The organism is Mycobacterium sp. 852013-51886_SCH5428379, assembly GCF_001665575.1.
Taxonomy (GTDB): domain Bacteria; phylum Actinomycetota; class Actinomycetes; order Mycobacteriales; family Mycobacteriaceae; genus Mycobacterium.
The window spans coordinates 350,717-374,683 of the sequence record NZ_LZSU01000051.1; the positions used below are offsets into that span (position 1 = coordinate 350,717).

At 68.7% G+C, this 23,967-nt stretch carries 21 protein-coding genes and 1 tRNA gene; 11 read left to right on the forward strand and 11 right to left on the reverse strand.

Annotated elements, in window-relative coordinates:
- Nucleotides 1-106 precede the first annotated feature (106 nt).
- Nucleotides 107-589, forward strand: a complete 483-nt coding sequence (locus A5757_RS21770) for an LppP/LprE family lipoprotein (protein WP_066838631.1) — start codon at nucleotides 107-109, stop codon at nucleotides 587-589.
- Here A5757_RS21770 and A5757_RS21775 read toward each other — a convergent pair.
- Entirely contained in the window at nucleotides 586-2,523 is a 1,938-nt protein-coding gene (locus tag A5757_RS21775; protein ID WP_066838634.1) for an acyl-CoA dehydrogenase, read from the reverse strand. The genes A5757_RS21770 and A5757_RS21775 overlap by 4 nt on opposite strands.
- A gap of 64 nt (nucleotides 2,524-2,587) precedes the next feature.
- Here A5757_RS21775 and A5757_RS21780 point away from each other — a divergent pair, with 64 nt between their 5' ends.
- Both A5757_RS21780 and A5757_RS21785 read left to right on the forward strand, forming a co-directional pair.
- Nucleotides 2,588-3,325, forward strand: coding sequence for a VIT1/CCC1 transporter family protein (locus A5757_RS21780; protein ID WP_066838637.1), 738 nt, complete (start codon nucleotides 2,588-2,590; stop codon nucleotides 3,323-3,325).
- Nucleotides 3,322-4,431 (forward strand): esterase-like activity of phytase family protein, encoded by a 1,110-nt coding sequence (locus A5757_RS21785; RefSeq protein WP_066838640.1) that lies wholly within the window; start codon nucleotides 3,322-3,324, stop codon nucleotides 4,429-4,431. The genes A5757_RS21780 and A5757_RS21785 overlap by 4 nt, the downstream gene beginning before the upstream one ends.
- Here the strand turns inward: A5757_RS21785 and A5757_RS21790 are convergent, their stop codons facing one another.
- Nucleotides 4,432-4,854, reverse strand: a complete 423-nt coding sequence (locus A5757_RS21790) for a MarR family winged helix-turn-helix transcriptional regulator (RefSeq protein WP_156618623.1) — start codon at nucleotides 4,852-4,854, stop codon at nucleotides 4,432-4,434.
- 89 nt (nucleotides 4,855-4,943) lie between these two features.
- Between A5757_RS21790 and A5757_RS21795 the strand changes: the two genes are divergently transcribed.
- The 6 genes from A5757_RS21795 (at nucleotide 4,944) to A5757_RS21820 (ending at nucleotide 11,736) form a co-directional block, all read left to right on the forward strand.
- Entirely contained in the window at nucleotides 4,944-6,992 is a 2,049-nt protein-coding gene (locus A5757_RS21795) for a DUF2232 domain-containing protein (protein WP_066838644.1), read from the forward strand.
- Nucleotides 6,989-7,831: an energy-coupling factor transporter transmembrane protein EcfT gene (locus tag A5757_RS21800; RefSeq protein ID WP_066838647.1), complete on the forward strand. Its 843-nt coding sequence runs from the start codon at nucleotides 6,989-6,991 to the stop codon at nucleotides 7,829-7,831. Before A5757_RS21795 ends, A5757_RS21800 begins: the two co-directional genes overlap by 4 nt.
- A gap of 27 nt (nucleotides 7,832-7,858) precedes the next feature.
- The gene (locus A5757_RS21805) at nucleotides 7,859-9,376 is read left to right on the forward strand and encodes a TldD/PmbA family protein (protein WP_066838649.1); all 1,518 of its coding nucleotides are present in this window, start codon (nucleotides 7,859-7,861) and stop codon (nucleotides 9,374-9,376) included.
- 31 nt (nucleotides 9,377-9,407) lie between these two features.
- The gene (locus A5757_RS21810) at nucleotides 9,408-10,778 is read left to right on the forward strand and encodes a metallopeptidase TldD-related protein (protein ID WP_066838652.1); all 1,371 of its coding nucleotides are present in this window, start codon (nucleotides 9,408-9,410) and stop codon (nucleotides 10,776-10,778) included.
- A 52-nt stretch (nucleotides 10,779-10,830) separates the two neighbouring features.
- Nucleotides 10,831-11,637: a carboxymuconolactone decarboxylase family protein gene (locus A5757_RS21815; RefSeq protein ID WP_369815987.1), complete on the forward strand. Its 807-nt coding sequence runs from the start codon at nucleotides 10,831-10,833 to the stop codon at nucleotides 11,635-11,637.
- 25 nt (nucleotides 11,638-11,662) lie between these two features.
- Nucleotides 11,663-11,736: transfer RNA gene (locus tag A5757_RS21820), tRNA-Ile, on the forward strand.
- Nucleotides 11,737-11,779: 43 nt separating this feature from the next.
- On the opposite strand, the gene A5757_RS24095 is transcribed toward A5757_RS21820, so the two are convergent.
- The 7 genes from A5757_RS24095 to A5757_RS21850 form a co-directional block, all read right to left on the reverse strand.
- Complete coding sequence (locus A5757_RS24095) at nucleotides 11,780-12,103, reverse strand: nucleotidyl transferase AbiEii/AbiGii toxin family protein (protein WP_369815983.1); 324 nt, start codon at nucleotides 12,101-12,103, stop codon at nucleotides 11,780-11,782.
- Nucleotides 12,013-12,513, reverse strand: a complete 501-nt coding sequence (locus A5757_RS24100; protein ID WP_369815984.1) for a nucleotidyl transferase AbiEii/AbiGii toxin family protein — start codon at nucleotides 12,511-12,513, stop codon at nucleotides 12,013-12,015. The genes A5757_RS24095 and A5757_RS24100 overlap by 91 nt, the downstream gene beginning before the upstream one ends.
- A 31-nt stretch (nucleotides 12,514-12,544) precedes the next feature.
- Nucleotides 12,545-13,198, reverse strand: a complete 654-nt coding sequence (locus tag A5757_RS21830) for a type IV toxin-antitoxin system AbiEi family antitoxin (protein WP_066838655.1) — start codon at nucleotides 13,196-13,198, stop codon at nucleotides 12,545-12,547.
- 92 nt (nucleotides 13,199-13,290) lie between these two features.
- On the reverse strand, nucleotides 13,291-13,491 hold the full coding sequence (locus tag A5757_RS23830; protein ID WP_066838818.1) for a hypothetical protein: 201 nt from the start codon (nucleotides 13,489-13,491) through the stop codon (nucleotides 13,291-13,293).
- A 100-nt stretch (nucleotides 13,492-13,591) separates the two neighbouring features.
- On the reverse strand, nucleotides 13,592-15,871 hold the full coding sequence (locus A5757_RS21840; RefSeq protein WP_197497410.1) for a SpoIIE family protein phosphatase: 2,280 nt from the start codon (nucleotides 15,869-15,871) through the stop codon (nucleotides 13,592-13,594).
- Between the two features lie 50 nt (nucleotides 15,872-15,921).
- Nucleotides 15,922-16,830: a hypothetical protein gene (locus tag A5757_RS21845; protein ID WP_066838657.1), complete on the reverse strand. Its 909-nt coding sequence runs from the start codon at nucleotides 16,828-16,830 to the stop codon at nucleotides 15,922-15,924.
- A 12-nt stretch (nucleotides 16,831-16,842) separates the two neighbouring features.
- Nucleotides 16,843-18,603, reverse strand: coding sequence for an alkaline phosphatase family protein (locus tag A5757_RS21850; RefSeq protein ID WP_066838660.1), 1,761 nt, complete (start codon nucleotides 18,601-18,603; stop codon nucleotides 16,843-16,845).
- Nucleotides 18,604-18,936: 333 nt separating this feature from the next.
- Between A5757_RS21850 and A5757_RS21855 the strand changes: the two genes are divergently transcribed.
- The gene (locus tag A5757_RS21855) at nucleotides 18,937-19,602 is read left to right on the forward strand and encodes a hypothetical protein (protein WP_156618625.1); all 666 of its coding nucleotides are present in this window, start codon (nucleotides 18,937-18,939) and stop codon (nucleotides 19,600-19,602) included.
- A 1-nt stretch (nucleotide 19,603) separates the two neighbouring features.
- On the opposite strand, the gene A5757_RS21860 is transcribed toward A5757_RS21855, so the two are convergent.
- Together A5757_RS21860 and A5757_RS21865 are read right to left on the reverse strand one after the other, a co-directional pair.
- The gene (locus A5757_RS21860) at nucleotides 19,604-19,885 is read right to left on the reverse strand and encodes a DUF732 domain-containing protein (protein WP_066838664.1); all 282 of its coding nucleotides are present in this window, start codon (nucleotides 19,883-19,885) and stop codon (nucleotides 19,604-19,606) included.
- A gap of 97 nt (nucleotides 19,886-19,982) precedes the next feature.
- Entirely contained in the window at nucleotides 19,983-22,835 is a 2,853-nt protein-coding gene (locus A5757_RS21865) for an RND family transporter (protein WP_066838667.1), read from the reverse strand.
- Nucleotides 22,836-22,993: 158 nt separating this feature from the next.
- Here A5757_RS21865 and A5757_RS21870 point away from each other — a divergent pair.
- A partial coding sequence (locus A5757_RS21870) for a serine/threonine-protein kinase (RefSeq protein ID WP_156618627.1) occupies nucleotides 22,994-23,967 on the forward strand: 974 nt, incomplete at its 3' end.

The window sequence follows — 23,967 nt, forward strand, 5'->3', positions numbered from 1 at the left end:
CTGATCAGGTAAGGGGGCTGTTCGGGGCGCATCTAGAGAATCCGCCCCGGCCCTCAACGGATTCTTGGGGAATTCTTGGAGCCCGCCCGGCCGTAGGCTGAGCCGCATGCGCCTACCCCTGGCAGTGCTGGCATCGGCGGGCCTGATCGCCGCCGGGTGCGGATGGAGTCCGCCCGGCGCCGCGCCGCCCAAGCCTGACACCTGCACCCCCGCCGACGGCCCGGCACCCGGCACTGTACAGCGCGAGATCGGCGCCACCCCACCCGCATCGGGGCCGTGGACCGAGGTCGCGCGCGGACACGCCCTGGACTGCAGGCTGCACTGGGTCCAGATCGCCCCGGCCGTCCAGCAGTCCGACAGTCCGCAGCAGGTGCTGTTCTTCGACGGCGACCGGCCCCTGGGCCCGGCGACACCGTCACCGCGCCCCTACGTGTCCGTGCTGACCGGCGGCCAGGACACCGTGCAGGTGCAGTATCAGTGGCGCCAGGGCGACGAGGCGCCGTGCTGCCCGACGGGGATCGGTACCGTGCGGTTCCGCATCGGACAGGACGGCACGCTCGAGGCCCTCGACCCGATTCCGAACTCCTAGGCCGGTCCCACGGTCATCAGCTCGTCCGGATCCATCATCGCCGCGTAGCGCAGCTGCTCGGGGATTCCGAAGCCGTCGACGAGCAGCTCGGCGTACGGCCGCAGATTGCGGCAGCGCTCGTTGATGCCGCTGGTGACCCGCTTGGCCCGCTCCGTGGACAGGAAGCGGTGCTCCATGAACCACGCCTTGTCCTCCTCGAGGACCGACAGCGCGTAGAGGTCGCACACCAGGTCGAGGATGCGCCGGGCCTCCTCGTCCGGGCACGCGTCGATGCCGGCGACGAAGGCCTCCAGGACGACGCGGTCGATATGGGCGCGCGCGGCGTGCAGCACGTGGTCCTGCACCGAGTTGAACGCGTCGAACGCGCTCATCTCCTTGGACCGGCGCTGCAACCGGCGCGCCACCGTGGAGATCAGGTACTCCTCGCGGTCCTCGAACATCTGCACCTGGGTGCCGCGGTTGAAGAGGCTGCCCTCCTCCTCGTTGTCCTGGCGGGTGTCGAGGATCGTCTGCATGATCGTCTCCGCCGCAGTGCGTTTGAGCACCCGCTCGCCGGCGAAGTTCGCAGCGAACCGCACCCACTCCACCGGGCTCATGCCCTTGACGTCGTCGGCGTAGGCGGTGAGCAGTTCCTTGGCCACCAGCTGGGTGAGCACGTGGTTGTCGCCCTCGAACGTGGTGAACACGTCGATGTCGCCGCGCAGGCCGATCAGCCGGTTCTCCGCCAGATATCCGGCGCCGCCGCAGGCTTCGCGCGCCTCCTGGATCGCGCGGCTGGCATGCCAGGTGTTGGCGGCCTTGAGGCCGGCCGCCCGCGACTCGAGTTCGCGCTGCTCCTCGGCGTCGGGGTTCTCCGCGCTCTGCAGCTCATGGCATTTGGCGACGAGTTCGTTCTGCGCGAACTGCAGCGCGTAGGACCGGGCGATCAGCGGCAGCAGTCGGCGCTGATGGACCAGGTAGTCCATGATGAGCACCTCGTCGCCGTCGGGGGCGGAGAACTGCTTGCGCTGCAACGCGTACCGCGTCGCGATGTCCAGGGCGACCCGAGCCGCGGCGGCGCCGCTACCACCGACGGTGACCCGGCCGCGGATGAGGGTGCCCAGCATCGTGAAGAAACGCCGGTTGGGGTTCTCGATGGGCGAGGTGTAGGTGCCGTCCTCGGCGACGTCGCCGTAACGGTTGAGCAGGTTCTCCCGCGGCACCCGCACGTTGTCGAACACGATGCGGCCGTTGTCCACACCGGGCAGACCGCCCTTGTAGTCGCAGTCCGAGGTCGTCACACCCGGCAGGTCGTTGCCGTCCTCGTCGCGGATGGGCACCAGGACGCAGTGCACACCGTGACTGACCGGTTCGCCGTCGACGTCGGTGATCAGCTGCGCGAAAACCGCTGCCATCCGGGCGGTCTGGGCGGCGCCGCCGATGTAGTCCTTACGTGCGGTCGGGGTAGGGGAGTTGACGACGAACTCCTGGGTCTGCGGATCGTAGGTGGCCGTCGTCTCCAGGGACTGGACGTCGCTGCCGTGGCCGGTCTCGGTCATCGCGAAACAGCCGAGCAGATCGCACTCGATGATGCGCCTGACGTACTTCTCGTGGTGGCGTTCGGTGCCGAGGTTCTCCACGGCCCCGCCGAACAGGCCCCACTGCACCCCGGCCTTGACCATCAGCGACAGGTCGCTCATCGCGAGCATCTCGATCTGGGTGATCGCAGCGCCGACGTTGCCGTTGCCGCCGTGCTCCTTGGCGAACCCGTCCTCGGCGGCGCCCTCGGCGGCCATGATCCGCAACTGCTCGCTCGCTTTGGTGCGGGCGATGACGGTGTTGGGCGTGTGATGCGGTTTGAACACCGGGTGGGAGAGTTTGTCCCGCATGTCGTTCTTCACGTCGCGCCAGCGCCCGTCGAGCGCGTTTCGCAGATGCTCCGCAGTGGTGGTCATACTGGACGGTAACCCGCTATACGCTCCCGGAAACTGTGATGTCGGAAACCGAGGGGAACCACGTATGACGCAATCGAACCCACCGGCCCCGGAACCACCCACGCCCCGACCGCACAGTTTCGATCACCAGCACGCCGACGTCACCGGGGGCTGGTTGCGGGCGGCCACGTTCGGGGCGATGGACGGCCTCGTCAGCAACACCGCGCTGATCGCCGGGGTGGCCGCGAGCGCGGGCGCCAACGCCATCATCCTCAGCGGCGTCGCCGGACTGTTGGCCGGAGCATTCTCGATGGCGCTCGGCGAGTACACCTCGGTCACCACGGCCAACGAGCAGATCGACTCGGAGGTGCGCGTCGAGCGCCGCTCGTTCCGCAAGTATCCGGAGGCGGAGAAAGAGGAACTCGCGGCGATGCTCGTCGACATGGGCATGTCCCAGGCGACCGCCGCCACCGCGACCGAGGAGATCCACCGCGACGAGAACCGCGCGCTCAATTTCCATCTCGTGCAGGAGCTGGGCGTCGACCCGAACGAGAAGCCGTCCCCCTGGGTCGCGGCCGGGTCGTCGTTTCTCATGTTCGCGATCGGCGCGGTGATCCCGCTGCTGCCGTACCTGCTCGGCTTCGCCTCGCTCGCCGCCGGGCTGGCCTGCGGCGGGGCGGGTCTGTTCCTCGTCGGGGGAGTGGCCGCGCGGTTCACCCGGAAACCGGTGCTGTGGGCGGCCTCCCGGCAGTTGCTACTCGGCGGGGTGGCGATCGCGGCCACCTACGCCGTCGGTTCGATGATCGGAACGGTCGTCACATGAGAAGCACCGTCGGTGCGCTGCTACTGACGTGTGCGCTGGGTGTCGCCGGATGCGCGCCGGTGCAGGCGGCCCCGGCGGGACTGCAGTTCCTGGGGCAGTGGCAGGTGCCGCCGGACGCAACGTTCGACGGCACGGTCGTCGGCGGTCTGTCCGGCATCAGTTACGACCCCGGCCGCGATCTGTACTACATCGTCAGCGACGACCGCTCGGCGAAGAATCCGGCGAGGTTCTACACCGCGCGTATCCAGCTGTCCGGCAACGGCATCGACAACGTCGAGATCGTGTCGACCCGGCCGTGGCTCGATCCGGCCGGCGTCCCGTTCCGGCCGCTGGACGCCGCTTCGAACCCGCCGGTGGTGCCGCCGGATCCCGAGGGCATCGCCTTCGACGCCGCCCGGCAGCGGCTGTACTGGTCCAGCGAGGGGGAGCGACGCACCGAGGAGGGGGCGCCGCTGCTGTCCGACCCGTGGGTGCGCATCGCCGACCTCGACGGCCGCTACCTCGGCGAGTTCGCGCTGCCCGCCGGCCTGCGGATGTCCGCCGACGAGCACGGGCCCCGGCAGAACTTCGCCCTGGAGGGACTCACGTTGACGCCCGAGGGACGCTGGCTGTGGGCGGCGATGGAGGCTCCTCGCTTCGAGGACGGTCCGGCGCCGACGGAGTCCGACGGGGCGCTCACCCGGATCACCCGCTTCGACCCCGAGACCCGTACTGCGACAGCGCAGTACCTCTACCCGTTGGATCCGGTGGTGGCCGGGCCCGGTGGCGACAACGGGCTGTCGGATCTGGTGGCGCTCGACGACTCGTCGTTCCTGGCGATCGAACGCGGCTACGGCACCCGCGTGGCCGTGCGGATCTACCGCGTCGAGGTGACCGGCGCCGACGACGTGCTGGCGCGTCCGGCGGTGGCCGGGCAGGCCGTGCGGCCCATGACCAAGACGCTGCTGGCCGATCTGACGACCACGCCGGGGTTGACCGCGCTGGACAACATCGAAGGCATCACGCTCGGTCCGACGCTGCCCGACGGCCGCCGGACGGTGCTCCTGGTCAGCGATGACAACTTCTCGCCGAAACAGACCACGCAGGTGCTGGCGTTCGCGATGTGATCAGTCGGTCTGGGTGAGCACTCGCTCGATGACCTCCACCGCGCGGGCGAGCGTCTCGCGGTCCTCGGCCGTCAGCTTCTCGAGGCGGGGATCGATCACCGCGGCGCGGTCGATGCGGGCCTCGGTGAGCACCTGTCTGCCCTTCTTGGTGATCCGGATCAGCACGGCCCGACCGTCGAGGGGGTCCTCGGTGCGGGACACCAGACCGGCGTCCTCGAGTCGGCGGACCTGGGTGGTCATCGTGGGTTGGGAGCAGTGATCCAGACAGGCCAGATCCGAGATCCGCGCCGCGCCGCGGTCCTCGATCGTGGATAGCAGCCGGGCCTGCGCCCAGGGCAGGGGGAGCTTGGTGCGCTGTGTGGCGAACCGATTCAACCGGGCCACGACCGACAGCAGTTCGGCGCCCAGATGCTCACCTGACATGGCGTCATAATACATAGGCACACTATGCAGTGGTGGATTCTGCGCGACGGGAGCGCGGTGCCACCCCATCAGGCTGGCAGAATCAGGTGATGACCGCTACCGGAACGCCGACCCCCAGTCGACGTGCCGGATCGTTGCACCCGGGCGAGCTGGCCCAGGCCTCGGTGATGGCAGCGCTGTGCGCGGCGACGGCGATCATCGCCGTCGTCGTCCCGTTCGCGGCGGCGTTGTCCCTGCTGGGCACCGTTCCGATGGGCGTACTGGCCTACCGATACCGGCTGCGGGTCCTGCTCGCCGCCACCGTCGCCGGAGCCACCATCGCGTTCCTCATCGCCGGGATGGGCGGGATGATGACGGTGATCAACTGCGCCTACATCGGCGGCCTGACCGGTGTCGTCAAACGACGCGGTCGCGGCACCCCGACCGTCCTGGTCACCGCCCTCATCGCGGGTACGGCGTTCGGCGCGGCGTCGGTGGCGGCCCTGGCCGTCCTGTCGCGATTGCGCAACCTGATCTTCGATTCGATCACCGCCAACGTCAACGGCGTCGCCGCGATCATCGCCCGCATCCCGGACATGGAGGGCACCGCCGAACGGCTCAAACGCGACTTCGCGACCGCCCTGGACTACTGGCCGCTGCTCATCGGCGGCTCGGGCGTGCTGAGCATCGTGTTCGTCACCCTCGTCGGCTGGTGGGCGCTGTCCCGGGTGCTCAGCCGGCTGCTCGGCGTCCCCGACGTGCACAAACTCGAACCGGTGCCCGAACAGGGCGCCGTCGGCCCGGTGCCGACCCGGATGACCGACGTGCGCTTCCGCTATCCCGGCGCCGACCACGACGCGCTGGGCCCGGTGTCGCTGACCATCGAAAGCGGCGAACACGTCGCCGTGACAGGGGCCAACGGGTCTGGGAAGACCACCCTGATGTTGATCCTCGCCGGCCGCGAGCCGACCGCCGGGATCGTCGAACGCCCCGGCACCGTCGGTCTGGGCCGGCTGGGCGGAACCGCCGTAGTGATGCAGCACCCCGAGAGTCAGGTGCTCGGCACCCGCGTCGCCGACGATGTCGTCTGGGGGCTGCCGCCCGGCACCACCACCGATGTGCCCAGGTTGCTGGCCGAGGTCGGCCTCGACGGGATGGACGAACGTGACACCGGCGGGTTGTCCGGCGGTGAGCTGCAGCGTCTGGCCGTCGCCGCCGCGTTGGCGCGCGAACCGTCCCTGCTGATCGCGGACGAGGTGACCAGCATGGTCGATCAGGAGGGCCGCGAGGGATTGATGACGGTGCTCTCCGGCCTCACCAACCATCATCAGATGGCGCTGGTACACATCACCCATTACAACGACGAGGCGCGTAGCGCCGACCGCGCCATCAACCTCACCGGCAACGGCGGCGCCTCCGACAACACCGACATGGTGGAGACGGCGCAGGCCCCGGCTGCGACGGCGCCCGTCGGCGACACCCAGGCCGCGCCGGTGCTCGAACTCATCGACGTCGGGCACGAATACGGCAGCGGGACGCCATGGGCGAAGCCGGCGCTGCGGGACCTGAACTTCGTGGTGCCCGAAGGTGACGGCGTGCTCATCCACGGCCTCAACGGCTCGGGCAAGTCGACGCTGGCCTGGATCATGGCCGGTCTGACGGTGCCGACGAGCGGCCAGTGCCTCCTCGACGGCAAGCCGGTCAGCGATCAGGTCGGGGCGGTGGCGATCTCGTTCCAGGCCGCGCGGCTGCAACTCATGCGCACCAACGTCGGCGAGGAGATCGCCTCGGCCGCGGGGTTCTCGCCCCGGGACGAGGCCCGGGTGGCCCGGGCGCTGGCCACGGTGGGTCTGGACGGGACGATGGCGGACCGGCGGATCGACCAGCTCAGCGGCGGCCAGATGCGCCGCGTGGTCCTCGCCGGCCTGATGGCTCGTTCCCCCCGGGCGCTCATCCTCGACGAACCGCTTGCCGGGCTGGACGCCGCCAGCGCCCGCGGCCTGCTGCGGCTGCTGGCCGATCTCCGCCGCACCGCCGGGCTGACCGTCGTCGTGATCTCCCACGACTTCTCCGGGATGGAGGAGCTGTGCTCGCGCACCCTGCATCTGCGTGACGGCGCACTGGTCACCCCCCAAACCGCCGCGGGAAGGGTGCAATGACCGCGCCTGCGCGCCGGCAACGCCGTCCGGTCGTCCTGCTGCGACCGGTGCCCGGCAGCTCGGTGATCCACGATCTGTGGGCCGGCACCAAGCTCATCATCGTCTTGGCCATCGGTGTCCTGCTGACCTTCTACCCCGGCTGGGTGCCGATCCTGACCGTCGGCGTCCTCATCGTGATCGCCGCGCGGCTGGCCCACATCCCCCGCGGCGCCCTGCCGTCGATCCCCGGGTGGCTGTGGTTCCTGTTGTTCCTCGGCGGACTGACCGCGACCTTCGCCGGTAAGGCGCCGATCGTCGACTTCGGCTCGATCGAGATCGGATTCGGCGGGCTGCTGAACTTCCTGCGGATCACCACGCTGTCGATCGTGTTGCTCGGCCTCGGCGCCATGGTCTCGTTCACCACCAACGTCGCCGAGATCGCCCCCGCGATCGCGAAATTGGGCCGTCCGCTGCGGCCGCTACGCATCCCGGTCGATCACTGGTCGGTCGCGATCGCGCTGGCGCTACGCGCGTTCCCGATGCTGATCGACGAGTTCACCACGCTGTACGCCGCCCGGCGACTGCGGCCCAAACAGCACCTGGCGAGCCGGCGGGCACGCCGCAGACGGTGGCTGATCGAGGTCGTCGACCTGCTGGCGGCCACGATGACCGTGGCGCTACGCCGCGCCGACGAGATGGGCGACGCCATCACCGCCCGCGGTGGCGCCGGCCAGATCGCGGCCGCGCCCGCCGGTCCGAAGGCCAGGGACTGGATCACGCTCGCGATCGTCGCGGTGGTGTGCGGGGCGGCACTGGCGGTGGAGCTGACCGTGCTGCCGACGAGCGCCGCACCGACCTGATCGGGACGCAGCTACTACGGTGGTGGCGTGACAGCGCCGCGACGTATCGACGCCGATTTCCTTGCGCTACCGCGACACCAGCTGGCCGACGCCGCCCTGTCGGCAGCGCTGTCCGCCGGTGCGAGCTACGCCGACCTGCGGATCCATTCCATCACCAACGAATGGGTTCAGCTGCGCGACGGTGACCTCGAGACCGCGGTGCTCGACCGGGAGATCGGCCTGGCGGTGCGGGTGATCGTCGACGGCACCTGGGGGTTCGCCTCGCACGCCGAACTCGACCCCGCGGTGGCCGCGGCGACCGCGCAGCGTGCGGTCCAGGTCGCCCAGGCACTGGCCCCCCTCAACGCCGAACGCGTCGAGCTCGCGCCCGAACCGGTGTACCGCGACGTGAGCTGGGTGTCGGACTACATCGTGGATCCGTTCACCGTGCCGTCGGCCGAGAAGATCGCAGTGCTGGGCGAGTATTCGGGCCGACTGCTGGCAGCCGACGGCGTCGACCACGTGTCGGCGGGTCTGCACACCGCCAAGGAGCAGACGTTCTACGCGGACACGTTCGGCTCCTCGATCACCCAGCAGCGGGTGCGTGTGTTGCCCAGCCTCGAGGCCGTCACCGTCGACAGCGCGGCGGGCACCTTCGAGAGCATGCGGACCCTGGCGCCGCCGACTGCGCGGGGCTGGGAGGTTCTTGCCGGTGACGGGATCTGGAACTGGACCGAGGAACTCGCGCAGCTGCCGGGGCTGCTCGCCGAGAAGGCGAAGGCGCCCAGCGTCACCGCCGGGCCGACGGATCTGGTGATCGACCCGACGAACCTGTGGCTGACGATTCACGAATCCATCGGTCACGCCACCGAATACGACCGGGCAATCGGCTACGAAGCCGCCTATGCGGGCACGTCGTTCGCGACGCCGGACAAGCTGGGCTCGATGCGCTACGGATCGCCGGTGATGAACGTGACCGCCGACCGCACCGTCCAATACGGCCTGGCATCAACCGGTTTCGACGACGACGGGGTGCGGGCGCAGAGCTGGGACCTGGTGCGGGACGGCATCTTCGTCGGCTATCAGCTCGACCGGGTGTTCGCGCCGCGGCTGGGCGTCGCCCGCTCCAACGGCTGCTCGTATGCCGACTCACCGCACCACGTACCGATCCAGCGGATGGCCAACGTGTCGCTGCAGCCCGCGGCCGAGGACATCAGCACCGAGGACCTCATCGCGCGCGTCGACGACGGTCTGTACATCGTCGGCGACAAGTCGTGGTCGATCGACATGCAGCGCTACAACTTCCAGTTCACCGGGCAGCGGTTCTTCCGTATCCGCGACGGCAAACTCGAGGGCCAGGTTCGCGACGTGGCGTATCAGGCCACGACGACGGATTTCTGGGGGGCGTTGGAGGCGGTCGGAGGTCCGGCGACGTGGCGGCTCGGCGGCGCGTTCAACTGCGGCAAGGCGCAACCCGGTCAGGTGGCGGCGGTCAGCCATGGCTGTCCGTCGGCGCTGTTCCGGGGGATCAATGTGCTGAACACCCGGAGTGAGGGCGCCCGATGAGCGCAGCGAAGAGGGCAATCGGGGCGAGCCGATGATCGAGCCGCAGGAGGTCGTGGACGCGGTCCTGGCCGAGGCGCAGCGCCGCGGCCGCGCCGACGAGACCATCGTTCTGGTCACTGACCGGGCCGACGCGTCGCTGCGGTGGGCGGGCAACTCCATGACCACCAACGGGGAGTCGGTGACCCGCACCACCACGGTGATTTCGATTGTGCGCAAGGGTGATCGGGCCCAGGTCGGGTCGGTGCGTTCCAGCGAGGTGGAACCGGCGGCGATCCCGGCGCTGGTGACGGCGTCGCAGGAGGCGGCGATCGCGGCGCCCGAGGCCCGCGATGCCGCGCCCGCGCTGGCGGCCACCGAGACGCCGGGGGACTGGGGCACCCCGGTGCCGATGACCGGCGCCGAGGTGTTCGCGGGGGTGGCGGGCAGTCTTGCGCGCGGATTCCGTGGCGAGGACACGCTGTACGGTTTCGCCCGGCACGTGCTGGAGACGACGTTCGTGGCGACGTCGACCGGTTTGCGCCGCCGCTACACGCTGCCGACGGGGTCGGTGGAGATCAACGCGAAACGCCACGGCGGCAGCGCGTGGGCGGGCATCAGTACCGCCGACTTCGTCAACGTGCCGACCGATGCGATGCTCGCGGATCTGGCACTGCGACTGGACTGGTCGCGCCGGACCGTCGAACTGCCCGCCGGCCGGTACGAGACGTTGATGCCGCCGTCCACCGTGGCGGACATGATGATCTACCTGACGTGGACGATGGACGGCCGGGGCGCCCAGGAGGGCCGCACGGCGCTGTCGGCCCCGGGCGGGACGCGGGTCGGTGAGAAACTGACGGATCTGCCGTTGACGCTGTTCTCCGATCCGGCGGTGCCGGGGCTGGCGTGTACGCCGTTCGTGGCGGCGTCGACGTCGTCGGAGCGGGTCTCGGTGTTCGACAACGGGATGGACATCGGCCGGGTGGACTGGTTGCGCGACGGTGTGATCAATGCGCTGGCGTATCCGCGGGCGGCGGCAGCCGAATTCGACCAGCCGGTGGCGGTGCCGGCGGAGAACCTGGTGATGACGGGCGGCACCGCGAGCCTGGCGGACATGATCGCGAGCACGGAGCGGGGTCTGCTGTTGACGACGCTCTGGTACATCCGCGAGGTCGATCCGACGGTGCTGCTGCTGACGGGGCTGACCCGCGACGGGGTGTACCTGGTCGAGGACGGCGAAGTGACGGCTGCGGTCAACAACTTCCGATTCAACGAGAGCCCGCTGGATCTGCTGCGGCGGGCCACCGAAGCCGGGAGCAGCGAGGTGACGCTGCCGCGCGAATGGGGCGATTGGGCGACGCGGGCAGCGATGCCGACGCTGCGGATTCCCGACTTTCACATGTCGTCGGTCAGTCAGGCGCAATAATTCGCTTGTGGCTGTCGACGCGGTGTTCGAACAACTGTCCCGTCTGGTCGCGATGTCGTCGGGAGATCCCCGCCTCGACAACGTGATCCGATTGACGAGTGGGCGCGCGCTGCGGCTACGGCCGCTTCCGGTCGAGGTCGATGTGCTCGACGAGAATTCCGAGGTCGAGTCGGTGGTCGCGGCGTTCGCCGAACAGTTCAGCACCGATGTCACGGGGATCGGGGATCACCAGCGCGGGCGGTTCGCAGCGGTGGTGGGGGACAGAGCTTTCCGGGTGGTGTCGGCGATCTTCGTCGCCGACTTCGTGCCGCGGGTGTGGGCGGGATTGGCCGCGCTGGGGCTGGCGCGGCCGGACCACAGTGACGAGGTGGGCTGGGATCACGACACGGATCCTGCCGGTGTGCTGCTGGGGGAGTACGTGCCGTCGGTGGCGCGCCTGCGCGAGCTCGATGCGGTGACGACCGAGGTGGTGCGACTGCGCGGTGCGGCTGCGCATCACTGCCGGCTGTGCCGATCACTGCGGGAGGCCAAGGCATTGGATGCGGGCGGCTCGGAGGAGTTGTACGGCGACATCGAGGACTTCGAGGCCTCTGAGCGGTTGACCGAGCAGCACAAGGCCGCGCTGCGGTATGTCGATGCGCTGGTGTGGACGCCGTCCGCGATCCCGGAAGAGGTCGCTGCCGGGGTGCACGCGCACTTCTCGGAGGAGGAGTCTGTCGAGTTGACGCTGGATGTGATGCGCAACGCGACGAACAAGATCGCGGTGGCGCTGGCCGCGGACGCGCCGCGGGTCGAGTCCGGCACGGAGCGGTACCTGGTGGACGACGACGGGCAGACGGTCTTCGCCGACGCGGTGTGACACGATGGTCGGCGCGCTACGCGCCGGGGCGGTAGCTCAGTTGGTTAGAGCCGGGGACTCATAATCCCTTGGTCGCGGGTTCGAGCCCCGCCCGCCCCACTGGTGAGGCTATTTTTCAAGATCAGTCTCGCCGAGTCACCGTTTATTCACCGTTCGTGAACGTCTGTGCAGGTCGCACGGCCTGCCGCCACGCCTCGCGTACGGCGGCGAGCGCTTCGGCTGCTGACACGGTCAGGCGGGTCTGCCCGGCCAGCTGCGCCTGCCACTTGGCGTCCGTCGGGGCCCGGTCAAACATGTGCTGCGCCGGTGCCTTGTTGGTCGGTCCGTGCCGCCGAAACACCGCGGCGGCGTCTGCGTCGATGGCGCCGACCCGGCTCAGTGCCCACAGGTCCCAGAGATCGCGGGCCGCGTGCCGGTCCGTCCATGTCGCCGTCTTCGACGCCGCGAACGCGGGGAGCGTGGGCACGAGTAGTTCAGCAGCGGGTGCATCCCCATAGCGCTGAAGAGATCGCGGCGTTCCGTCGGCCAGACGACCCGGTCGCGCGCGGAGAGCAATTGGAGGCGAACCGGGCGTCCGTCCGAGGGGTGCAACAGCACCGGCAGGGTGTCGGCGGTAGCGCTGAGGGCGGGTTCGACGGTCAGCCGGCCGTGGGTGCGCGCGACGGCGCGGGGGAGTGTGGCGTCGAGCGCGGTGGCCACCTCTTTGCGGCTGCCGACGGCGATGAGGTCAATGTCCTCACTCAGCCGTCCGTCGGGGAGGTGGGTGCGGGCCAGGGCGGTCCCGCCGATGAAGTGGACCCGGTCACCGAACTCACGGCTGAGGAACGCCAGGAGGTGGGAAATGAGGTGATCGCGCTCAACTTGCTCGGCGGACACGCCGAACTGCGTTGCGACCGAGTCACGTTCGTCAGGATCCATGATCGACCCCCGCCCAGTCTTCCGCCCGGCGCAGGGAGGACAGTCGGCGTTGTTCGGTGGCGAGGCGCTGAAGGTGTTTCTTGTCGCTGCGTGAGCAAAGGGCGGCGACAGCGTCAGGAACGTCAGATTCGTTATCGCCAAGAGTTGGTCGGTGCGCCAGGTCCAGAATGGTCTGCTCGGGCGTCGTCACCAGCGTGGGGCCAAGCTCGGTGCGGATGCGCTCCGCGTCGAGGCCTGCGGTGTCGCGCTTGACGAACCGGACGACGGCTGGCCTGTCGGTGAGCGTGACGGCGCGGTGCTGGCGCGGTACCGCCACTATCGCGGTGGCGAGTGCGCGCGGGATTACGCCGTGTAGGCGTGCGGCGCTCAATCCCATGACGACGACGTCGTCATGGCCGTAGATCGCGGCCGCGATTCCAGCGGCCGCCGTTTCCAGGTCGGGTATCCAGTTGCGCCCCACCAACTCCTGGGGAACGACGACGTAATACCCATCTGTGAGACGGTGAAGGAGTCCCTGTTCGGCCAGTCGGGCCAACTGCGGCCGGGGATGAGCGTACGTACTTGCCGCATCGCGTGGCCGGATTGTCCTCAGCGGGGCCTGGGCCAGCGTGGTGGGGATCGGAGTGCTGCGCGTCTGTGCCATGTTCGGTCCCTATATATGCAAAGCGTACCTCCGTAGGATACGTAATGCATACTCACGGGTGCAAGGGCGGGCGACGCACATTGCCGAGCGAACTACGAGTCGCAACCCGTCCCATCGCCATCGCGATCGAGGTCGTAGATGTCGTTTCCGACGACCGTGACCGGACCCGACACGTACGCCGGGCCGTTTCCGCTGCCACCTGCGCAGTCGACGTCGCTCGCGATCGGAACGCAGGGGCCCGAGTAATTGGGGTCGCAGGGACTCTGCGCGTTCGCGCTGCCCGCGGGTATCAGCCCAAATCCGAGGACAAGACTGGTAGTGAGTACTGCTAGACGCTTCACAGCGTGAGAGCGTATCTCTCCGCCGCCCCGATCCGAAACTTCGCGGCCGCGACTACAACCGCCGCAACGTCACCACCGTGACGTCGTCGTCGGTCTCGCTGGAACCCATCTCCGCCCACAGCCTCGTCGCCGGGGCATCGCCTGCGCGCCCGAGGGTTTCGGACAGTAGCTCGAGGCGGTCGTCGATCGCCTGACCCCGCCGCTCCACGAGGCCGTCGGAGAACATCACGAACCCGTGGTCGGGGTCGACGGTGAACGTGCTCTGGTGATACACCGCGCCGCGCAGCCCGATCGGCGGGGACAGCTGTATCGGCGCCGCGGCGGCCCTCGGCCCCCCGTTGGTCAGATACGGCATCAGGTGCCCCGCACTCGTCGCCTCGACGTAGCCCGATTCGAGGTCGATCCGTGCGACCACCACGGTCGCCAGCGATCCGGGCAGCATGTGCGAGCTGAACTCGTTGAGCTGGGTGAGCGCCTCGGCCGGTGCGGCACCCGCGAACAGCTGCGCGCGCAACGCATTTCGCAGCTGCGCCATCGTTCCTGCGACCGTGATCCCGTGCCCGGCGACGTCGCCGAGCAGCACTATCAGCCTGCCGTCGCGCAGCTGGAACGCGTCGTACCAGTCGCCACCCACCCGTCCGATCCCCGATGGTTCGTAATGGCTTGTCAGCTGCCACTTCTCGAGCGTCGGCAACGTCTCCGGCATCAGGCTGCGCTGCAGGATCTCCGCCACCCGCAGTTCGTCGCGCGTCCGGTTGTACAGCGACTCCACCAGCGACCGCCGCAGCGAGTCCGCCGACTCGACCTCGCTCGGCGACCACGGTTCGCTGCGGTGATGCAGCACCTCGCGCCATCTCTCGAAGCTCTTGCGGGGGCTCAGCCTGACCTCGTCGCCCTCCTGGACCGCGATCGCCTTGTTGTGCGGATCGCCACCCCAGTCCACCGAGCGCACCGCCTCGCGCCGGAACCAGATCGCGGACTGGCCGTCGGGCAGGTTGAGCACCAGCGCGCCGGCGGCAGACTGCACGTCGACGTCGGTGTCGGGCAGCGCCCCGGACAGGGAGTCGCTGTAGGCGACTTCCTCGCCGGTGTCCAGCGCCCAGGCGGCGACCGCGGACACCACCTCCGGCGGCGGCACCGTGCCGCGCTCCTGCCGGTCACCCTGGATGTCGACGACCACACCGTCGGCGGGTACCAGATCGAGCAGATCAGGCGCGCCGAGCAGCGCGACGGTCAGCGGCTCGGCCTCGTTCATCGCCGCCGCGGTCAGCTTCGTCAGCACTGCCTGTGCCGCGAGCCGCTTCTCCAGTTGGTCACCCTCGTATCGTTCGACGAGGCGCAGCGACAACGCCGATCCGAGGAACTCCGCCGCAGCGCGCGTGCCGTACGGCGGCAGATGCGGACCGGCGTAGTGGTGGCACGCGATGAGGCCCCACAACCGGCCGTGGCGCAGCAGCGAGATCGACATCGACGCCTGCACACCCATGTTCTTCAGGTATTCGATGTGGATCGGAGACACGCTGCGCAACGTCGCGTGGGTCAGGTCCTGCGGCGCCCCGACGGCGGGGTCGACGGTCGGCACGAGGCGTGCCGGCGTGTAGTCGACGTCGGAGATCAGCCGCAGCCAACTCCGCTCGTACATCGCCCGCGCCTGCGCCGGGATGTCCGAGGCCGGATAGTGCAGGCCCAGAAAGGAGTTCAGGTCCGCCCGCTTGGCCTCGGCGACCACCTCGCCGTTGTACTCCGCGTCGTACCGGTAGACCATCACCCGGTCGAAGCCGGTGAGTTCGCGCACAGCCACCGCGGTCACGTTGTACAGCTCGGTCAGGGTCGCGGCCCGGTTGAGTTCCTCGATCGAACTGCGTACGGCCTGGTAGGTGTTCGGGAACGAGAACGGCCGCTCGCCGTAGGCCATCTCCAGTTCGACGAGCAGCACCCCGCCCGGTTCGCGGTGCATGATCGCGTCGAACGGGCGGAGTTCGCCGTCCACCGCCAGCGTGCATTCGACCGGATTGCGCTGACGCAGATCGCTGAAGCTCGCGGCCGCCTGCTCGATCAGGGCGGACTGGTCGGCGCCGATCAGCGCCGACAGGTGTGCACCGAGTACGGCGTCGACGGGACGTCCGAGCAGGTCCGCCACATTCTCGCTGACCTGGCGGATGACGAACTCCGGCTCGCGGATGACCGCCAGTACGCCACGGGGCTGGATACTGCCGGGGATGTGAATCGGCTCGCGGGCGCAATTGTCGAGGTCGATCGGTGTGCCCACCGGGACGAGATCGTCCGTCGCACCGGGCGGCTCCGGAGGGGACAGCCGGTCATCGCTTCGCATCAAGGTCCATCAAACCAGTTACGGCCCGGCGGGGTCCCACCGGCGGGACATCACCCGCCGAACGTCGAGACGCCGTCGGGCGTGACCTCAAAGCCCTGCACCGTATCGCCGATGGTGCCGTAGCACGCCACCCCGGACGGAATGGCCATGCACGTCGAGCCGATCCCGTTGACGCGGTGCCCGACGGGCAATCGCCGGATCGGCCCGGGGTAGGCGGGGGTGGAGAATCTCGGATCGTCGGTGCGGCGGATGCCTGCGCCGCCGGGCAGCTGGGCGTAGACCTCGTTCTCCCCACCGGTGACGCCCGGAAGCGGTCCGTCGCAACCGATCTCACCGCCGCTGAAGACGACGATCGAACAGGTCAGTCCGCCGTCGACGGTGAAGACGGGGAACATGTTCTTCGGGCCCATTCCGACGATGTAGCTCTCGTCGCCGACGACGAAGTCGTTCGGGTCGGGGAAGCTGTCCGGCAGCCCCTCGGTGGGCGGACCGACGCCGGTGCCGGCCGGCGAGACCACCAGCCACTGCGCCGCGGGGGTGCCCTCGGTGCACGCGGTGGTCGGCCCGGGTCCCACCCCGCACTCGAAGTCCCCGAACACCAGCTTCTGGCCCTCACGAAGCACCGGTGCGGCGCCGCCGAGCGGTTTGACGAAGCCGGGGTTGACGGTGCTGCGCAGGCCCCGCGCGTTCACGTCCGCGGCCAGCGCGATCTCGTTGGCGCCGCTGGCCGTTCCCGGCAGGCGTCCGTGACAACCGGCGCGGCCCTGGTCGGGCAGCATTGCGCACAGCAAGCCGTCAGGGGTCTGAAAGTACGCCTCCCGGCCGACGACGAAACCCTCAGCGGGCACGGACGTGTAGGCCTGCAGATCGGGTGCGTTGGGCTTCGTCGCCCCCGCGGGCGTGGCGGGAATCGTCAGGACGGCCAGTAGGGCGGCGACGAACGTGATCGCGAAACGCATCGGCACCGAGCGTCACACCGCCGTGGTGCTGGGCTGCGGCTGACTCGGCGTCGCATACTGCGGCGGGAACACCTGCACCCCGGTCAGCTGCGCGACGATCTGCGCGATGAGGTTGGTCACGTCGTAGAGCGGATTGTCCTCGCTACCGGTCAGGTCCACGACGTAGTAGGGGATCGTGGCGAAGATCGTGCGCAGGCTCAGCGCGAACGTCGTGATCGGGTCCGGCGCCTGGTTGGCCGCGATCGCCTCCTCGAGCGCCTGGAACAGGTTCGGCGGGATGAGGGTGTCCCCGGCGAGCGACATCAGCGGCACCCCGTCGATGTTGCCGTCCGGGATGGCGCCGAACAGACTCACCACGGTGGGCGTCACGTCGACGATCTCGTAGGAGAGGTTGATGGCGCCGTCGGCGAAGTCGGGACCGTCGACGATGACGAACGTCTCCGTCTCATCCGGCGACTGGAAGCCGTGGCCGAAGCCGAGCTGCGGCTGGTGGCCGTGATCGGTGACCACGATGATCGTCCAGTCCTCGCCGGTGGCCGCCTCGCGCGCGGCGACCGCGTCGAGGAGCAGCCCGAGGTTGTCGTCGGTGCGCCCGAGCGACGCCGCGTACTCCGGGGACGCGCCGCCGTGCATGTGACCGTTCTCGTCGACCTGGACCAGATAGGTGAACAGGAAGTTGGGGACGTCCTCGTAGCCGGGGGCGGTGCCCAGGATCGACCGGACCGCCTCGGCGGTGACGGCCGCATCGGTCAGTGCCCAGTCGTCGTCGCCGGGGACCTGGGGGATGAACACGATGTCGTCGGCGGGGATGGCGCCCGCGCCCGCGATGTCGGTGATGACGTCCCAGTTGGCGATGGCCTTGGTCCGCAGGTCGGGGTTGTAGCCCTCGAGCTGGGTGAACGCGGTCGGCCACCGGTCGTAGGTGTCCGGGGTGAACACGTTGTTGATCACGGCGGACTTGTTGTCCCACGCCCCCGTCAGGATCGCGGTCCACGACGGGTTGGAGATCGTGGTGTGTCCGACGATGCTCGCGGACGCAGTCGTGCTGGTCTCCATCAGGCGCACGAAGTTCTGGTTCTGCGGGTTGGCCAGGATGCGGCTGAGATTGGCGCCGTCGACGCCGATCACCAGCACGCGCTCTCTGGTCGGGTCGACGACGCGCTTTCCGGTCACCCCGGCGGGTGTGTTGCGCGTGCGGGTCGCCGCCGTGGTCGCCGCGGTGTTGGTGAACGCCGTCGGGACGAAGGGGGCGGGCAGCGGGATCCGGTTGGGTGCCGCGTCCGGTGTCTGCAGCGCACGGGCCACGACATCGGGCACTTTGTTGACGGCCTGCCGCAGCGCGGTCGTCTCGGCCCGCCGAGGGGCTGGCCGGCTGGCGGCCGATCCCGTCGGGCCCTGACCGGCATCGGCGGCCGATTCGACCGAACCCGTTGTGCGGTAGGCGGTTCCGCTCCGGATCGACTTCGGCGCTTCGGCGTCGTCGTCCTGCTGCGCGGATCGGGCGGTGGAGGTGGTGCGCTGCGTCGGAGCGGACTGATTGCGGTCCGACGACGCCCGGGCAGGGCTCGACACGCCCCGAGTCGGCCGCTCCGTGGGGGTGCTCGCGTCCTGCGCCGTGGAACCGGACGATGCGCCGGGACCGGCGTTGACGCCACTCGAGGAGTCGGACCCGGTGGGATCTGCGTAGGCCACCGCGGTCCCGACGGCGGCGCCGCCACCGGCAACGACGCCGGCTACGGCGACACCGAGACACATCTGCTTCACCGTCGTCACGAGATGACCTCCATTCAGTCACGCAGAGGCTACAAGGCGCGGTTCTCCGGCGGATGATTTTGTTCGCAAAGGGTTTCGTGGCGCGTCAATATTGGTCTGTGGCGTCGAGCGAGCGTCCCGTGGAGCAACATTCGTTCGCTTCGCCGACGGCGGGAGCAGACCGTCACGACGATAATCCACCTCACCGGATGCTGCCGGCCAAGACCCGACGTCAGACACGCTTTTCTGTTATTCGCCGAAATTTGACGGTGACGGCGGATCTGCAGCTACCGTCATCATCGCGCATGTCGCCGACGGGGTGGCAGCAAATGTCTGCGAAAGGGCCACTGATCGATGAACGCGTCACTCGCCACCGGAACCCGAATGGCGGCTGCCGGCTTCGCGCTCGCCTGCGTGCTGGCAGCCTGCGGCGGCGGGGGAGAGGAGTCGTCGGAAAGCTCGTCGACGTCCGCCGCCGAGGCCAGTTCCGAAACCACCTCCGCCGCAGCAGGTTCGGGCGAGGCCACCGCCGACGAGGCCGCAGAGCAGGCGGACTACACCTCGTTGCTCATCACGGCCGAGGACATCGACGCGCCGGTGGAGTTCATCGCCGAACCGGCGAAGCTCAACCCGGACGGCACCCAGGGTGCGGAGCAGGTGTTCGCCACGGCCGACAAGGCGGCGACGATCACCATCAACATTTTCGTCATGGACAACCCCGAACAGGCGACGGCGCTCAAGGCCAAGACCCTCGAGGGAATGGGCACCATCAACACCGGAACACCGGAGCCGGCGCCGATCGGATCCGACGGCACCGTCGTCAACGGGACGACGCCTGACGGGAGCCGCGGTTCGAGTGCACTGATGTTCACCGAGCAGAACACCTTCACGACGATCTCGTTCGACAGCGCGCCCGGCGACACGAGCGCTCCGCCGCCGGACTTCATCGATCAGATCGGCAACAAGCAGCTCGCGGCGATCCAAGAGGGTCTGCCGAACGTGCCGCCGCCGGCTCCCTGAGTCAGCAGTCGAGTTGGATGATGGCGCTCGCGACGATCTCGGTGGCCGAAGCCAATCCAGCACCGAGATCCCGCGAGACCATGTCGACGATGTCGGGCGCCACCATCCCGCTGCGTGACGCCTGGCAGACCTGGTATCCGGTGCTGAGCAGTTGGTCGGCGGTCAGGAACGCGAACCGGTCCTGCAGCTTGAGGTAGCCGGCCTCGTCCGCGGCGGCGGGAGCGGCGAGCCCGAGGGCACCGGCGGCGCCGGCGAGGAGTGCGGCGGACAGTGTTCGGACCATGGCGGCTACCTCCGACATTCGGGATCGGGCGGGGACGGGCTGATCTGACATTGTCTCTCGTCGCGGCGCGACTTTGCGGGCATACCGCCGACAGCGGTCATCGGCGCGCCAGCGAGCCCGATGACGCGGGCCGCCGGCGAACCCGCTGCGGCCACCAGAACCATGGACCGAGCAGCGCCGCGATCGACGGCGTCATGAACGCGCGCACCACCAGGGTGTCGAACAGCAGCCCGAGTCCGATCGTCGAGCCGACCTGGGCGACCACCGTCAGCTCGGAGACCACCATCGACATCATGGTGAACGCGAACACCAGCCCCGCCGCCGTCACCACCGATCCGCTGCCGCCCATCGCGCGGATGATCCCGGTGTTGATCCCCGCCGGTAACTCCTCTTTCAGGCGCGCCACGAGCAGCAGGTTGTAGTCGGCTCCGACGGCGAGCAGGATGATCACCGCCATCGCCATGACCATGAAGTGCAGTTCGACGCCCAGCAGGTGCTGCCACACCAGCACCGACAGCCCGAATGAGGCGCCGAGGGAGATCACCACGGTGCCGACGATCACCGCGGCCGCGATCAGCGCCCGGGTGATCAGCAGCATGATGATGAAGATCAGAGACAGCGCCGCTATCCCGGCTATCAGCAGGTCGTAGTTGTTGCCCTCCTGCATGTCCTTGAACGCCGACGCGGTCCCGGCGATGTAGATGCGCGAGCCCTCCAGGGGGGTGCCCTTGATCGCTTCCTTGGCGGCGTTCTTGATGGCGTCGACGCGGTCGATACCTTCCACGGACAGTGGATCGCCCTCGTGGGAGATGATGAAGCGCACCGCGTGACCGTCGGGGGAGAGGAAGCTCTCCATCCCGCGCTTGAAGTCCTCGTTCTCGAAGATCTCCGGCGGCAGATAGAAGGTGTCGTCGTTCATCGCGTCGTTGAACGCCTCGCCCATCGCGCTGGCGTCCTCCTGCTGGGCGGCCATCCACTCCTGGATCCCCGCCTGCGTGGACTGCATGCTGCGCATCATGGTCTGGGCAGACCGCATGGACTCGATCTGCTGGGGCATCAGGGCCAGCAGCTCCGGCAGCAGTGCGTCTAGCCGGTCCAGGTGCGGGAGCAAATTCTGGATTTCGTCGGTCAGCATGTTCGTACCGTCGATGGCGTCGAAGATCGACCGCATCGACCAACAGACCGGGATGTTGTAGCAGTGCGGTTCCCAGTAGAAGTAGTTGCGGATCGGCCGGAAGAAGTCGTCGAAATCGGCGATGTTGTCCCGGAGTTCGGTGATGTCGGCGGCCATCCGGTGGGTCTGCTCGACCATGAGGCTGGTGTTGGCGCTCATCTCCGCCATCAGCGCCGTCATCCTGTGCATCGTGTCGATCGTGTTCTGCATCTCGTCGGCCTGCACCAGCATGTTGTCGGTGAGGCCCTCGACGTAGGCCCTGGTCAGCTCCTGCATCGTGCCGCCGATGCTCATCTGCGCCGGAATGGTGCTGTACTCCAGAGGCTTTCCCTGCGGGCGGGTGATCGCCTGCACGCTGCCGATGCCCTCCACCTTGAACAGGGCCTTGGCGATCTTGTTGATCACCAGGAAGTCGGCTGGGTTGCGCAGATCGTGGTCGCTCTCGACAAGCAGGATCTCGGGGTTGAGCTTGGACGCCGAGAAGTGCCGCTCGGCCGCCGCGAAGCCCTCCATGGCGGGCAGATCCGACGGCAGATAGTTGCGGTCGTTGTAGTTGGTCTTGTACCCGGGCAGCGTGAGCAACCCGACCAGCGACAGCGCGATGGTGGCGAGCAGGATCGGGCCGGGCCACCGCACGATTGCCGCACCGAACCGCCGCCAGCCGCGGATCCGCATCGCGCGTTTGGGTTCGAGCAGACCGAACCGGCTTGCGACGGTGATGATCGCCGGCCCCAGGGTGAGCGCTGCCACCACGCCCACCGTCATGCTGACCGCGACCGGGATGCCGAGGGACTGGAAATAGGGCAGCCGGGTGAACGAAAGGCAGAACGTCGCCCCGGCGATCGTCATGCCCGATCCGAGGACCACGTGCGCGGTTCCGTGGAACATCGTGAAAAAGGCCGATTCCCGGTCTTCGCCGATGCTCCGGGCCTCCTGGTACCGGCCGATCAGGAAGATCGCGTAGTCGGTCGATGCGGCGATGGCCAAGGTGACGATCAGGTTGGTCGCGAATGTCGAGAGCCCGATCAACTCGTGGTAGCCCAGGAAGGCGACGACGCCACGTGACGCTGTGAGACTCAGCACCACCATCGCGAGCACGACCAGGACGGTGACGACCGACCGGTACACGATCAGCAGCATGGTGATGATGACGGCGAAGGTCACCATCTCGATGACCCGGACGCTGCGGTCGCCGGCGATCTGCTGATCGGCTGCCAACGCCGAGGTGCCCGTCACGAACACCTTGACCCCGGGCGGCGGGGTCATCCCGTCGACGATCTCCTGTACCGCCGCGATGGAATCGTTGGCCAGCGCTTCGCCCATGTTGCCCGCGGTGTACACCTGGACATAGGCGGCCTTGCCGTCGTTGCTCTGCGCGCCGGCCTCGGTGAGCGGATCGCCCCAGAAGTCCTGGACGTGCTCCACGTGGTGGGTGTCGGCTTCGAGCCGGTCGACCATGTCGTCGTAGAACCGGTGCGCCTCGGCGCCGAGCGGCTGATCGCCTTCGAGCACGATCATCGCCGAACTGTCAGACTCGAATTCGTCGAACACCTCGCCGATGCGGGTCATCGCGATCACCGACGGCGCTTCGTCGGGGCTCATCGACACCGACCGCAGCTGGCCGACCACTTCGAGCTGGGGGACGCTGACGTTCATCAGGGCGACGAGCGCGACCCATCCGATGATGATCGGTACGGCCAGGCGCCGGATCCACAGCGCCAGTGCACCCCTCGGTCCCGGGGCGGCGCGCACCGGCTCGAGAGTCGGAGTGCTCACCGTCAGACCTTCCTGGCAGGCCCTGCACAGAGAAAGCAGGGTGGGCAGCGTGTGGGCCCAGCGTGTGGGCATAGTCATACCAGATGGGTAGGCCGCGCAGTGGGCTCCGGCGAGGAGCTCCCGGTACCGTCGGGACGAATCGAAAGGAACTCTTCTTCATGGCCACCCCGTACGGCGGCGCACGTCTCGGTACCCGGTTCGGCCCCTATGAGCTCCGTTCTGTCATCGGTGTGGGCGGAATGGGCGAGGTCTACCGGGCGTACGACACGGTGAAGGGCCGCATGGTCGCGCTGAAGTTGCTGCGCACCGAGATGGCGGCCGACCCCAGCTTCCAGGAGCGCTTCCGTCGGGAGTCCCGCGTGGCGGCCCGGCTGCAGGAACCGCACGTGATCCCGGTGCACGATTTCGGTGAGATCAACGGCGTCCTCTACATCGACATGCGGCTCGTCGAGGGCGTCAGCCTGGCCGGCGAACTCCGCGCCAACGGCGCGCTGCCTCCGCACCGCGCGGCATCGATCATCACGCAGGTCGCCGCGGCGCTGGACGCCGCGCACGCCGACGGTCTGGTGCACCGCGACATCAAGCCGGAGAACGTGCTGCTCAACGCCGACGACTTCGCCTATCTGGTGGACTTCGGCATCGCTCACACCGGCGGAGATCCCGGCGTCACCTCGACGGGCATGATCGTGGGTTCGGCGGCCTACATGGCGCCGGAACGGTTCAACGGGATACCGGTCGGGCCGCCGGCCGACGTGTATTCGCTGACCTGCCTGCTCTACGAATGCCTGACCGGGCGGGCGCCGTTCGAGACCGGCGACCTGCGCCAGTTGATGAGCGCGCACATGTTCGCCCAGCCGCCGCGGCCGAGCATCATGCGCCGCGGCGTGAACCGCGCCTTCGATGACGTCATCGCGCGCGGTATGGCGAAGGATCCCGACGACCGGTATTCAACGGCCGGAGAACTGGCCAAAGCCGCCACCGCTGCGGCGTCGTCCGCGGCCGTGGCGCCACCGGTGCCGGTCCCGACGCCACCGAACAGCACCAAGCAGTTCTCCGCGATGTACCCGACCCCGGGCGCGACGGGCCTCACCCCGTACCCGCCCGCCCCGGCGCCTGTCTCTTATACACATCT